A 12449-nucleotide genomic window follows, 5' to 3' on the forward strand; every position below is an offset into this window, starting at 1 on the left:
AGGGGGCGGCGATGATTCCCGGCGAGATCCTCTTCGCGGACGACCCGGTCGTCTACAACGACGGCCGTGAGGTCACCCGGCTGACCGTCCTCAACGCCGCCGACCGGCCCGTGCAGGTCGGCTCCCACTACCACTTCGCCGAGGCGAACCCCGGCCTGGACTTCGACCGGGCCGCCGCCCGCGGCAAGCGGCTGAACGTCGCCGCGGGCACGGCCGTGCGCTTCGAGCCCGGCATCCCCGTCGAGGTCGAACTCGTGCCGCTGACCGGCGCCCGCGTGGTGCCCGGCCTGCGCGGGGAGACCGGAGGTGCCCTCGATGCCTGAGATCTCCCGCGCCGCGTACGCCGACCTGTTCGGGCCGACCACCGGGGACCGCATCCGCCTCGCGGACACCGATCTGCTGATCGAGATCGAGGAGGACCGCTCCGGCGGACCCGGACGCTCCGGTGACGAGGCCGTGTTCGGCGGTGGCAAGGTCATCCGCGAGTCCATGGGCCAGGCCCGCGCCACCCGCGCCGAGGGCACCCCGGACACGGTGATCACCGGCGCCGTCATCGTCGACCACTGGGGTGTGGTCAAGGCCGACGTCGGCATCCGCGACGGCCGCGTCACCGGCATCGGCAAGGCCGGCAACCCCGACACCATGGACGGGGTGCACCCCGATCTGGTCATCGGCCCCGAGACCGAGGTCATCGCGGGCAACGGGCGCATCCTGACCGCCGGTGCCATCGACGCGCACGTCCACTTCATCTGCCCGCAGATCGCCGACGAGGCGCTCGCCTCCGGCATCACGACGCTGGTGGGTGGCGGTACGGGCCCGGCCGAAGGGTCGAAGGCGACCACGGTCACGCCCGGTCCCTGGCACCTCGCCCGCATGATGGAGGCGATGGAGGCCTACCCGCTCAACATCGGCTTCCTCGGCAAGGGCAACACCGTCTCCCACGAGGCGATGCTCTCCCAGATCCGCGGCGGCGCCCTCGGCCTGAAGCTGCACGAGGACTGGGGCTCCACCCCGGCCGTGATCGACGCCGCGCTGACCGTCGCCGACCGGACCGGCATCCAAGTCGCCATCCACACCGACACGTTGAACGAGGCGGGCTTCGTCGGCGACACCCTCGCGGCGATCGCCGGGCGTGGCATCCACGCGTACCACACCGAGGGCGCGGGCGGCGGACACGCGCCCGACATCATGACGGTCGTCTCCGAGCCGCATGTGCTGCCCAGCTCCACCAACCCGACCCGGCCGTTCACCGTCAACACCGCCGAGGAACACCTCGACATGCTGATGGTGTGCCACCACCTCAACCCGGCGGTCCCGGAGGACCTGGCCTTCGCCGAGTCCCGCATCCGGCCCTCGACCATCGGTGCCGAGGACATCCTGCACGACCTGGGCGCCATCTCGATCATCTCCTCCGACTCCCAGGCCATGGGCCGCGTCGGCGAGGTGATCATGCGGACCTGGCAGACCGCGCACGTGATGAAGCGGCGGCGCGGAGCACTGCCCGGGGACGGCCGCGCCGACAACCGTCGCGTACGTCGCTATGTCGCCAAGTACACGATCAACCCGGCCCTCGCCCAGGGCCTCTCCCACGAGATCGGCTCGGTGGAGAGCGGCAAGCTCGCCGACCTCGTGCTGTGGGAACCGGCGTTCTTCGGCGTCAAGCCGCAACTCGTCCTCAAGGGCGGCCAGATCGCGTACGCGCAGATGGGCGACGCCAACGCCTCCATCCCCACCCCGCAGCCGATCCTGCCCCGCCCGATGTACGGCGCCATCGGCCGCGCCCCGGCGTCCAACTCGGTCAACTTCGTCGCCCCGCTCGCCCTGGAGGACGGCCTGGCCGAACGGCTCGCGCTCGGCAAGCGGTTCGTCGCCATCGAGTCGACGCGCGCGGTCACCAAGGCGGACATGCGGGAGAACGACGCCCGGCCGCGGGTCGAGGTCGACCCCGACAGCTTCGCCGTGCACATCGACGGCGAGCTCGTCGAGGCCACCCCCGCGGCGGAACTCCCCATGGCCCAGCGTTACTTCCTCTTCTGATGTCCAGGGCTGCGCTACTGGTCCTGGCCGACGGCCGCTTCCCCGCCGGAGGGCACGCCCACTCCGGCGGGGCCGAGGCGGCCGTCAAGGCGGGGCGGATCACCGACGCCGCGAGCCTGGAGGACTTCTGCCGGGGGCGGTTGCACACCGCCGGGCTGGTGTCGGCCGCGCTCGCCGCGTCCGCCGCGGTGGGCGTGGACGTGGTGGAACTGGACGCCGCCGCCGATGCCCGTACGCCGTCGCCGGCGCTGCGGGGCGCTGCGCGGAAGCTGGGGCGGCAGTTGCTGCGGGCCGGTCGTGCGACGTGGCCGTCGGCCGAACTCGACGCCCTGGCACGGAGGTTCCCCAAGGGGGCGCATCAGCCTGTGGTGCTCGGGGCCGTCGCCCGGGTGGCGGGGCTCGGGGCGGTCGATGCGGCCTACTGCGCGGCGTACGAGGGAGTGAGCGGGTCCGCCACCGCGGTGGTGCGGTTGCTCGGTCTTGACCCCTTCGAGGCTACGGCCGTGCTGGCCCGGCTCGCCCCGGAGCTGGATCGCGTCGCGGATCGGGCGGTGGAGGCGGCTCTGCGGGTGGTCGGGGAGGGGGTCGGGGCGTTGCCTGCGGCTTCTGCGCCGTTGCTGGAGATCTCGGCGGAGGTGCACGCGGCTTGGCCTGTGCGGTTGTTCGCGTCCTGATGTGGGAATCGCCCCCGCCGCCCCTACCCGTTCCCATCCCCAGGGGCTCCGCCCCGGTCGACCCCGCCAGGGGGCTCCGCCCCCTGGACCCCCATCGGCCTGAACGGCCTCGTCCTCAAACGCCGGACGGGCTGAGATGTGCCCGACTGGGCTCAAAAGGCAGCGTAAGAGAGCCGAAAGGCCCGTCAGCGCCGAAAGGCGCCGTACGAGACAGGAGCCGTGTTCCATGCACCTCGACCATTCCCCCCACGGACCCTCCGCCCTCAGTGCCGACGCGCGCCGGCCCGACGGGTCGCGGCGGGCGTTGAGGATCGGGCTCGGTGGGCCCGTCGGGTCGGGTAAGACCGCGACCGTCGCCGCGCTGTGCGGGGCGCTGCGGGAGGAGTTGTCGCTCGCGGTCGTCACCAACGACATCTATACGCGGGAGGACGCCGAGTTCCTGCTGCGCGAGGCCGTGCTGCCGCCGGAGCGGATCGCCGCCGTGGAGACCGGGGCGTGTCCGCACACCGCGATCAGGGACGACATCTCCGCGAACCTGGAGGCGGTGGAGGACCTGGAGGACGAGGTCGGGCCGCTGGATCTGATCCTCGTCGAGTCCGGGGGCGACAACCTCACGGCCACCTTCTCCAAGGGCCTGGTGGACGCGCAGATCTTCGTGATCGACGTGGCCGGAGGGGACGACATCCCCCGCAAGGGAGGGCCGGGTGTGACCACGGCCGACCTGCTGGTCGTCAACAAGACCGACCTCGCGCCGTACGTCGGCTCGGACCTGGCGCGGATGGCCGCCGACGCCAAGGCCCAGCGCGCCGAACTGCCGGTCGTCCTGCAGTCGCTGCGGAGCGAGGCGGGCGTCGGCGAGGTCGCCGCGTGGGTGCGGGCCCAGCTCGCCGCGTGGCGGGCCCGCCCGTGAGCGGGGTCCGGGCCACCGCGCGGGTGGCCGCTCGGGCCGACGGGCGGGGCGGTACGGCCCTGCCCGTCCTGGAGAGCGAGGGCCCGCTGGCGCTGCGGCGGACCCGGGGGAGCGGCAGCGAGGCGCATGTCCTGCTCGTCGGCGCGATGAGCGGTCCCCTCGGCGGTGACCGTCTCGCGGTGCACGCGGACGTCGCCGAGGGCGCCCGGCTGCGCGTCGGCTCGGCCGCCGCCACCATCGCCCTGCCGGGCCAGGCCAAGGGCGAGGCCCGCTACGACGTACGACTCGACGTCGCCGACGGCGGCGAACTGCGCTGGCTGCCCGAGCAGTTGATCTCCGCACGCGGCAGCGACCTGTACGTCACCACCCGCGCCGACCTCGCGGCCACGGCCCGGCTGGTGCTGCGCGAGGAGCAGGTGCTCGGGCGGGCGGGGGAGGAACCCGGGCGGCTCAGCAGCCGTCTCACCGTGCGGGTCGCCGGGCGCAGCGTGCTCGACCAGGAGCTCGCCTGCGGACCCGGTGCGCCGGGCGGCTGGGACGGCCCCGCCGTGCTCGGCGGGCATCGCGCGGTCGGCCAACTGGTCGTCGTACGGCCGGAGTACGGTGAACGGCCGGTGGCGGCCCAGGTGCTGGGGGAGGGGGCCGTCCTCGTCCCGCTGGCCGGGCCCGCTGTTCTCGTCAGTGCTGTCGCGTCCGACGCGCTGCGGCTGCGGCGGGTGCTGGACCGGGCCATGACGCTGCTCGAAGACGGTGACCGCTGATCGGAAACGCCGTTCCGGTTATCGGATTGGCAAAGAAGACACGCCGCCCCTGTTGTCAGGGACCTCTCAGCCGACAGGATCGCCCGTACTTGTCTCGAAACGATGTACGGGGAGGCTTACTTGACCGGTACGAGAGCGAAGAAGCGGACGGCCGCCATAGGTTCGGCCGGAGCGCTGATCGCCGCCGCGCTGATAGCCGGGGCTGTGACCGCGCCCACGGCCAGCGCCAGCACGAGCTCCACCGACCGGCACCGCGGCTACAGCGAGGCGCAGGGCGCCGCGATCGCCGCGGCCCGCGCGGCGAAGGCGGGCATCGACTGGCAGGACTGCCCTGCCGACTGGGGCCTGGAGAAGCCCATCAAGTGCGGCTACGTCACCGTGCCGCTCGACTACGCGAAGCCGTACGGCAAGCAGATCAAGCTCGCCGTCGACCGCATCGGCAACACCGGCACCCCCGAGGAGCGCCAGGGCGCCCTCGTCTACAACCCCGGCGGCCCCGGCGGCTCGGGCCTGCGCTTCCCGCGCCGCGTCGTCACCAAGTCGCCCGTGTGGGCCAAGGCCGCCAAGGCCTACGACTTCGTCGGCTTCGACCCGCGCGGCGTCGGCAAGTCCACGCCGATCTCCTGCGTCGACCCGCAGGAGTTCGTCAAGGCGCCCAAGATGGACCCGGTGCCCGACACCGAGGCCGACAAGCTCGCCCAGCGCAAGCTGGCCCGCGAGTACGCCGAGGGCTGCTACGAGCGCAGCGGCGAGATGCTGCCGCACATGACCACGCCCAACACCGCGCGCGACCTCGACGTCATCCGCGCCGCGCTCGGCGAGAAGAAGCTGAACTTCCTCGGCGTCTCCTACGGCACCTACCTCGGCGCCGTCTACGGCACCCTGTTCCCGACCCATGTGCGCCGCATGGTCGTCGACAGCGTGGTCAACCCCTCCCGGGAGAAGATCTGGTACCAGGCCAACCTGGACCAGGACGTCGCCTTCGAGGGCCGCTGGAAGGACTGGCAGGACTGGGTCGCCGCCAACGACGCCGCCTTCCACCTCGGCACCACCCGCGCGGCCGTCCAGGCCAAGTGGTTGGAGCTGCGCGCCACCGCCAAGAAGAACCCCATCGGCGGGGTCGTCGGCCCGGCCGAGCTGATCTCCTTCTTCCAGAGCGCCCCGTACTACGACTCCTCGTGGGTCCCGGTCGCCACCGTCTTCAGCAAGTACGTCGCCGGTGACACCCAGGCCCTCGTAGACGCGGCCGCCCCCGACATGTCCGACACCGCCGGCAACGCCGCGTCGGAGAACGGCAACGCCGTCTACACGGCCGTCGAGTGCGCCGACGCCAAGTGGCCCACCAGCTGGAAGAGGTGGAACCGCGACAACACGCTGCTGCACCGCGACCACCCGTTCATGACCTGGGCCAACGCCTGGATGAACCTGCCGTGTGCCACCTGGCCGGTCAAGCAGCAGACTCCGCTGGAGGTGCGCTCGCACAAGGGGCTGCCGCCGGTGCTGATCGTGCAGTCGGAGCGGGATGCGGCTACGCCTTACGAGGGGGCCGTGTCGTTGCACTCGAGGTTCAAGGGGTCGCGGCTGATCACCGAGAAGAACGCGGGTTCGCACGGTGTGACCGGGCTGGTCAACTCCTGCATCAACGACCGGGTGGATGCCTACCTGCTGAGCGGGGCGCTGGACTCGGCCGACGTCACGTGTGAGCCGCACGCTGTGCCCAAGCCGTAAGTCATCGTGCCGGTGGTTCTCTGCCGGTTTCGTTGTGGCTGGTCGCGCAGTTCCCCGCGCCCCTTGGGGACGTCACCTGCGCGCCAGCCATACATCCTCAGCCGCATAATCGAACAGGTCGCCGTACGCGGCGTACATCTTCGGGTACACCTCGCGCCAGTCGCCTCGGGCCAGTTGGTGGGTGATCCAGTCCACCGTCTCCGGGAGGGTTTCGGCGTACGTCACCACCGGGCGGTAGCCGAGTTCGCGTTCGGCGGCCGACATGTCGCAGATGACCGGCGCCGGTACCGACCAGGGCGTGTCGCCCACGGTCGGTGCCGGCGCCGGGCCGTCGACGAGGATGTTCTCGGCGTCGGCGCCCATCACGGCGTCGATGGCGGCCGCGATCTCGACGACCGTCGGGGCCTCGGCGTCGACGGCGTTCAGGACGCGTGAGCCGGGGCGGGCCGCCGCGAGGCGGATCAGTTCGGCGAGGGTGTGGACGCTGACCGGGTGGAAGCGGCTGCGGCCGCCGTAGGCGATGACGCGCCTGCGGCGGCCGTCCAGGTTGCGCTTGACGAAGTACAGCTCGCGCGGGGTGCGGCAGTGCGGGCCGTGCACCGCGCCGGCGCGCAGCAGCGTGGTCGGCAACCGGTCGCCCGCCGCGAGGAGTTCGTGCTCCACCGCCACCTTGGCCGTGCTGTACGTGGCGTCGCCGGGGGCGACCGTGGTCTGGGTCTCCGGGAGCGGCAGCGGGTAGTGCGGGAAGCCGTCGGGTTCGGACTGGGTGTCGAAGCCGCGTCCCTTGTCGTCCTCGTAGACCGAGACGCTGGAGATCACCACCGCCGAACCGATCCGGTCGGCCAGCCCGGTCAACTGGCGCGCGTGGCGGGCCTTGAAGGCCACCATGTCGACCAGCAGGTCGCAGTCGTGGCCCAGCAGCGTCTCCAGGGCCTTGTCGTCCTCGCGGTCCAGCCGTACGGCCCGTACGCCGTCGGGCCAGTCGTCGTCACGGTCGCCGCCGCGGGAGGCGGCCGTCACCTCCCAGCCGTCGCGTGCCAGCGCCGCAACGGTGGGGCGCCCGATCTGGCCTGTCGCTCCGATCACCACAGCTCGTCTCATGGAGCGACCGTAGGCGTACGACGGCCGCTCGGCCCAGGGGATCTGCTCAAGGCAGAGGCGAAGGCAGAGGCAAGGTGCGGTGGTCGGGTCAGCGGATCCGCGGGAACCTGCGTTCCTTCGCGGCGGCGTCCTCGGCCTTGGCGACGGCCGCGTACGTGTCGACGTACTCCTGCCCGGACAGCGACAGGATGGCGTACATGATCTCGTCGGTGACGGCGCGCAGGACCGCCTTCTCGTTCTCCATGCCGGCGTAGCGGGAGAAGTCCAGGGGCGCGCCGAAGCGGATGGTCACGGGGTGGAGGTTGGGGACGACCTTGCCGGGCGGCTGGGCCTCGAACGTGCCGATCATGGCGCAGGGGATCACCGGGACGCCCGCCTTCAGGGCCATGACCGCGACGCCGACCTTGCCCTTGTACAGCCGTCCGTCGTGCGAGCGGGTGCCCTCGGGGTAGATCCCGAGCAGCTCGTCCTTGGACAGGACGCCGAGGCCCTCGCGGATGGCGGCCTGGCCGGCCTCCTTGCCGGAGCGGTCCACCGGGATCTGCCCGGCGCTGCGGAAGAAGAACGCGGTCAGGCGGCCCTTGAGGCCGGGCCCGGTGAAGTACTCGGCCTTCGCCAGGAAGGTGATCCGGCGCTTGAGCACGGCCGGCATCAGGAAGTGGTCGGAGAAGGAGAGGTGGTTGCCTGCGACGATGGCCGCTCCCGAGTCGGGGATGTGCTCGAGGCCCTCGATGCGGGGCCGGAAGAGCACTCTCAGCAGCGGTCCGAGCAGCACGTATTTGAGCACGTAGTAGAACAAGGGGGCGCTCCTCACTCCGGTGACTCGCCACAACCGCCACGTTCCCGCAGGTCAACAACCTGTCAGTGTAGGCGCGGGCGCCCTCCCCCGGAACAGGTCGCACCGGCCGGGGCGTGGCGCCTCTGGCATACGGGCGCGGGAGGTCGGGTCGCCTCCGGCCGGTTCGGTCCGGTCGCCCGGGGCGTGGCGCCTCTGGCATACGGGCGCGGGCGGTCGGGTCGCCTCCTGCCGGTGCGGGTCGCGTCGGCCGGGCGCGCCCGCGGTCGGTGCAGATCCCGGGCGGTCGGAGCGTCTCCGGCCGGTGCAGGCCGTGACGCCGGGGCGCCCCGGGCCAGGAACTGGTCGCGCCGGGTCGGGGCCCCTCGGGCCGGTTTAGGGCCGTGCGGTACGACGTCCCCGTTCGGTGCAGGGTCCGGGCGGTCGGGACGCTTCCTGTCGATGCAGGGCGTGGCGCCTGCGGCGGGTACGGGTCCGGTCGGCCGGGGCGGCTCTGGCCGGTGCGGGTCGCGTCGATCGGGCGCGCCAGCGGTAGGTGCAGATCCCGGGCGGTCGGAGCGTCTCCGGCCGGTGCAGGCCGTGACGCCGGGGCGGCCCGGGCCAGGAACTGGTGGCGCCGGGTCGGGGTCCTTCGGGCCGGTTTGGGGCCGTGCGGTACGACGTCCCCGGTCGGTGCAGGTCCGGGCGTCGGGACGCTTCCTGTCGATGCAGGGCGTGACGCCGAGGGCGCCCCGGGCCAGGAACTGGTCGCGCGGGGTCGGGGCCCCTCGCGCCGGTTTAGGGCCGTGCGGTCAGACGCCCCCGGCCGGTACAGGCCGCGACGGCCAAGGGCGCCTTCGGCCACGAGCTGGCCCGGTCGGCCGAGGGCGCCCCCGCCAGGAACAGGTCCGGTCGGCCGAGGGCGCCCCGGCCAGGAACAAGTCCCGTCGGCCGGGGTCCCCCCGGCATCAGGCGCCCTGCGTCAGCACCTTCTCCAACGAGCCGATCGCGGAGCGCAGTTCCTCGGCGGTGACGGTCAGCGGCGGCGCGAGCCGGATCGTGGAGCCGTGGGTGTCCTTGGCGAGGACGCCCTCGCGCATCAGGCGTTCGCTGATCTCGCGGCCGGTGCCGATGGCCGGGTCGATGTCCACGCCCGCCCACAGGCCGCGCGCCCGGAAGCCGACCACGCCGCGGCCGACCAGCTCGGTCAGGCCGTCGCGCAGGATCACGCCCAGCTCGGCGGCGCGGGCCTGGAACTCGCCGGTCTCCAGCAGCTCGACCACGGCCGTGCCGACCGCGGCGGCGAGGGGGTTGCCGCCGAACGTGGAGCCGTGCTCACCCGGCCGCAGCACCCCGAGCACCTCCCGGCTGCCGACCACCGCCGACACCGGCACGATGCCGCCGCCCAGCGCCTTGCCCAGCAGCACCAGGTCCGGGACGACGCCCTCGTGCTCGACGGCGAGGGTGCGGCCGGTGCGGCCGAGGCCCGACTGGATCTCGTCGGCGACGAACAAGCAGCCCTTGCGGCGGGTCAGTTCGCGCACTCCGGCCAGGTAGCCGTCGTCGGGGATGATGACGCCGGCCTCGCCCTGGATCGGCTCGATCAGCACGGCCGCGGTCGTGTCGTCGATCGCCGCCTCCATCGCCGCCAGGTCGTTGTACGGCACGATCCGGAAGCCGGGCGCGAACGGGCCGAAGCCGGTGCGGGCCGTCTCGTCGGTGGAGAAGCCGACGATGGTCGTCGTACGGCCGTGGAAGTTGTCCGCGGCGACCACGATCGTCGCCCGGTCGGCGGGCACGCCCTTCACGTCGTACGCCCACTTGCGGGCCAGCTTGATGCCGCTCTCCACCGCCTCCGCGCCGGTGTTCATCGGCAGCACCATGTCGTGCCCGGTCAGCTCCGCGAGCCGCTCGGCGAACTCGGCGAGCCGGTCGTTGTGGAAGGCCCGCGAGGTCAGGGTCAGCCGGTCCAGCTGGCGGTGCGCGGCCTCGATCAGGGCGGGGTGACGGTGGCCGAAGTTGAGGGCCGAGTAGCCGGCCAGCATGTCCAGGTAGCGGCGGCCCTCGACGTCCTCCACCCAGGCGCCCTCCGCGCTCGCCACGACCACGGGCAGGGGGTGGTAGTTGTGGGCGAGGACCGGCTCCTCGGCGCGGATCAGCTCGGCGGAGGAACGGGTGTGGGCGGGTGCGGTCATCAGCGGATCTCCTGGGTGCAGCACTTGATGCCGCCGCCGGCCTTGTGGAACTCCGACAGGTCGACGGGGACGGGGACATAGCCGTGCTCGGCGAGACGCACCGAGAGCGCCTCGGCCTGCGGTGCGATGAAGACATTGCGGCCGTCGGACACGGAGTTCAGGCCGAACGCCATCGCGTCGTCGCGGGTGGCGAGCACCGCGTCCGGGAACAGCCGGGCGAGCACCTCACGGCTGCCCGGGGAGAACGCCTCCGGGTAATAGACGATGTTGTGGTCGTCCAGCACGAACAGCGCCGTGTCCAGGTGGTAGAAGTACGGGTCCACCAGCGTCAGGCTGACCACCGGCCGCCCGAAGAACTCCTGCGCCTCGCGGTGCGCCTCGCGGGTGGTGCGGAAGCCGTGCCCGGCGAGCACATAGCGGCCCGTCCACACCAGGTCGCCCTCGCCCTCGCACACCGACTCCGGGCGGTGCACGTCGTAGCCGGCCTGCTTGAACCAGGTGTCGTAGTGCACGGACTCCGGGCGCCGCTCGGGCGCGTGGAACAGCGAGCCGAAGACCCGGCCGTCGACGACGACCGCGGAGTTCGCGGCGAAGACCATGTCCGGGAGCCCGGCCACCGGCTCCACGGCGTCGACGGCATGCCCGTGCGAGCGGTAGGCGCTGATCAGCGTCTGCCACTGCTCCTGGGCGAGGTCGACGTCGACCCGGACGTCTGGATGCATCCAGGGATTGATCGCGTACTGCACGGCGAAGTGTCTTGGTTCGCAGACGAGAAAACGCCGCCGGCGCGGCACACGGCTGTCGGTCACAGAGGGTCCCTCCGCTTCCTGCGGTGATCGGTCAGGGGTGAGACCAAGGTAGGAACTGACAGATACGCCCGACAAGAAACGAGAGCTGCGTGTCTGCGCAGGAATGCTGCGTCTTGATCAGGGCAGACGCACGTCTGCTGCGCCGTCGGGCGCGGGCTGGGACGCACCCGCCTCCGGACTCTCCGGGAGCAGATGGGACAGCACCATCACACTGATCGTCTTGCGGATGAACGGCTCCGCACGAATGCGCTCCAGCACCTCCTCGAAGTGCTCCACGTCCCGCGCCCGCACATGCAGCAGCGCGTCCGCGCCGCCCGTCACCGTCATCGCCGCGGTGATCTCCGGATGGTTGCGCACCACCTCCGCGAGCCGCCGCGGCGGCGCCGCGCCCTCGCAGTACACCTCGACGTACGCCTCCGTGCGCCAGCCCAGCGCCGACGGCCGTACGGTCGCCGAGAACCCGGTGATCACGCCGGTCTCCCGCAGCCGGTCCACCCGCCGTTTGACCGCCGTCGCCGACAGCCCGATCGCCGCGCCGATCTCGGCGAAACTGGTCCGGGCGTTCGCCATCAGGGCGGTGATGATCTTCCGGTCGAGCTCGTCGAACGGAGTGGTCCTGCTGTTCATGGCCGCACCCTATCCAGCGACGACGCCGAAACCCCGGCACGTGTTCAGGTGTACGGATTGCTCCTACACTGCACGTTCATGCTGCGCGCCCTCGCCGTCGACGACGAACGCCCCTCGCTGGAGGAACTGCTCTACCTCCTGCAGGCCGATCCCCGCATCGGCAGCGCGGAGGGCGCGGGCGACGCCACCGAGGCCCTGCGCCGCATCAACCGCGCCCTGGAGTCCGGCCCCCACGGGCCCGAGGCCATCGACGTCGTCTTCCTCGACATCCAGATGCCCGGCCTCGACGGGCTCGACCTCGCCCGGCTGCTGACCGGGTTCGCGCACCCGCCGCTGGTCGTGTTCGTCACCGCCCACGAGGACTTCGCCGTGCAGGCCTTCGACCTCGACGCCGTCGACTACGTCCTCAAACCCGTCCGCCGCGAACGCCTCGCCGAGGCCGTCCGCCGCGCCGCCGACCTGCGCGGTACGACCGCCCCGCGCATCCCCGTGCACGAGCCCGACCCCGACCACATCGCCGTCGAGCTCGGCGGAGTGACCCGGTTCGTGGCCGTCGGCGACATCACCCATGTCGAGGCCCAGGGCGACTACGCCCGGCTGCACACCCCCCAGGGCAGTCATCTGGTCCGCATCCCGCTGTCCACCCTGGAGGAGCGCTGGCGCGCACGCGGCTTCGTCCGTATCCACCGCCGCCATCTGGTCGCCCTGCGCCACATCGGCGAGCTGCGCCTGGACGCCGGTTCGGTCAGCGTCATGGTCGGCGCGGAGGAGCTCCAGGTCAGCCGCCGCCATGCGCGCGAACTGCGGGACCTGCTGATGAGGAGGCCCTGAC

Annotated in this window: 12 protein-coding genes; 7 read left to right on the top strand and 5 right to left on the bottom strand. The window is 72.2% G+C overall.

Translation table 11 applies throughout. The features are described 5' to 3' along the window. Window positions 1–11 precede the first annotated feature (11 nt). From RKD23_RS32555 to RKD23_RS32580, 6 genes are all read left to right on the top strand, one after another. Complete coding sequence (locus tag RKD23_RS32555) at window positions 12–323, top strand: urease subunit beta (protein ID WP_424856939.1); 312 nt, start codon at window positions 12–14, stop codon at window positions 321–323. After that, window positions 316–2037 carry an urease subunit alpha gene (locus RKD23_RS32560; RefSeq protein WP_424856940.1) on the top strand — a complete coding sequence of 574 codons (1722 nt, stop codon included), beginning with the start codon at window positions 316–318 and terminating at the stop codon, window positions 2035–2037. Before RKD23_RS32555 ends, RKD23_RS32560 begins: the two co-directional genes overlap by 8 nt. Further along, a complete protein-coding gene (locus RKD23_RS32565; protein WP_424856941.1) occupies window positions 2037–2711 on the top strand; it encodes an urease accessory protein UreF in 675 nt (224 codons plus the stop codon). The genes RKD23_RS32560 and RKD23_RS32565 overlap by 1 nt, the downstream gene beginning before the upstream one ends. Before the next feature lie 226 nt (window positions 2712–2937). Continuing rightward, the gene (ureG, locus tag RKD23_RS32570) at window positions 2938–3621 is read left to right on the top strand and encodes an urease accessory protein UreG (protein ID WP_424856942.1); all 684 of its coding nucleotides are present in this window, start codon (window positions 2938–2940) and stop codon (window positions 3619–3621) included. Beyond that, window positions 3618–4382 carry an urease accessory protein UreD gene (locus tag RKD23_RS32575; protein WP_424856943.1) on the top strand — a complete coding sequence of 255 codons (765 nt, stop codon included), beginning with the start codon at window positions 3618–3620 and terminating at the stop codon, window positions 4380–4382. Before ureG ends, RKD23_RS32575 begins: the two co-directional genes overlap by 4 nt. A gap of 102 nt (window positions 4383–4484) precedes the next feature. Continuing rightward, complete coding sequence (locus RKD23_RS32580) at window positions 4485–6110, top strand: alpha/beta hydrolase (RefSeq protein WP_424856944.1); 1626 nt, start codon at window positions 4485–4487, stop codon at window positions 6108–6110. 72 nt (window positions 6111–6182) lie between these two features. Here the strand turns inward: RKD23_RS32580 and RKD23_RS32585 are convergent, their stop codons facing one another. From RKD23_RS32585 to RKD23_RS32605, 5 genes are all read right to left on the bottom strand, one after another. Continuing rightward, window positions 6183–7211, bottom strand: coding sequence for an NAD-dependent epimerase/dehydratase family protein (locus RKD23_RS32585; protein ID WP_424856945.1), 1029 nt, complete (start codon window positions 7209–7211; stop codon window positions 6183–6185). A gap of 88 nt (window positions 7212–7299) precedes the next feature. Beyond that, entirely contained in the window at window positions 7300–8010 is a 711-nt protein-coding gene (locus RKD23_RS32590) for a lysophospholipid acyltransferase family protein (RefSeq protein ID WP_424856946.1), read from the bottom strand. Between the two features lie 944 nt (window positions 8011–8954). Further along, window positions 8955–10181, bottom strand: coding sequence for an ornithine--oxo-acid transaminase (gene rocD / locus RKD23_RS32595; protein WP_424856947.1), 1227 nt, complete (start codon window positions 10179–10181; stop codon window positions 8955–8957). Beyond that, on the bottom strand, window positions 10181–10990 hold the full coding sequence (ddaH, locus tag RKD23_RS32600; protein WP_424856948.1) for a dimethylargininase: 810 nt from the start codon (window positions 10988–10990) through the stop codon (window positions 10181–10183). The genes rocD and ddaH overlap by 1 nt, the downstream gene beginning before the upstream one ends. A gap of 117 nt (window positions 10991–11107) precedes the next feature. Then, on the bottom strand, window positions 11108–11617 hold the full coding sequence (locus RKD23_RS32605; protein WP_424856949.1) for an Lrp/AsnC family transcriptional regulator: 510 nt from the start codon (window positions 11615–11617) through the stop codon (window positions 11108–11110). A gap of 78 nt (window positions 11618–11695) precedes the next feature. Between RKD23_RS32605 and RKD23_RS32610 the strand changes: the two genes are divergently transcribed. Then, window positions 11696–12448, top strand: a complete 753-nt coding sequence (locus tag RKD23_RS32610; RefSeq protein ID WP_424856950.1) for a LytR/AlgR family response regulator transcription factor — start codon at window positions 11696–11698, stop codon at window positions 12446–12448. Window position 12449 lies beyond the last annotated feature (1 nt).

This window comes from Streptomyces sp. SAI-170, assembly GCF_049739565.1.
Lineage (GTDB): Bacteria > Actinomycetota > Actinomycetes > Streptomycetales > Streptomycetaceae > Streptomyces.

Bases quoted from the DNA above. Each gene is read 5' to 3' on its own strand.
- RKD23_RS32555 (WP_424856939.1), top strand. From the start codon at position 12: ATGATTCCCGGCGAGATCCTCTTCGCGGACGACCCGGTCGTCTACAAC.
- RKD23_RS32560 (WP_424856940.1), top strand. From the start codon at position 316: ATGCCTGAGATCTCCCGCGCCGCGTACGCCGACCTGTTCGGGCCGACC.
- RKD23_RS32565 (WP_424856941.1), top strand. From the start codon at position 2,037: ATGTCCAGGGCTGCGCTACTGGTCCTGGCCGACGGCCGCTTCCCCGCC.
- ureG (WP_424856942.1), top strand. From the start codon at position 2,938: ATGCACCTCGACCATTCCCCCCACGGACCCTCCGCCCTCAGTGCCGAC.
- RKD23_RS32580 (WP_424856944.1), top strand. From the start codon at position 4,485: ATGTACGGGGAGGCTTACTTGACCGGTACGAGAGCGAAGAAGCGGACG.
- RKD23_RS32585 (WP_424856945.1), bottom strand. From the start codon at position 7,211: ATGAGACGAGCTGTGGTGATCGGAGCGACAGGCCAGATCGGGCGCCCC.
- rocD (WP_424856947.1), bottom strand. From the start codon at position 10,181: ATGACCGCACCCGCCCACACCCGTTCCTCCGCCGAGCTGATCCGCGCC.
- RKD23_RS32605 (WP_424856949.1), bottom strand. From the start codon at position 11,617: ATGAACAGCAGGACCACTCCGTTCGACGAGCTCGACCGGAAGATCATC.
- RKD23_RS32610 (WP_424856950.1), top strand. From the start codon at position 11,696: ATGCTGCGCGCCCTCGCCGTCGACGACGAACGCCCCTCGCTGGAGGAA.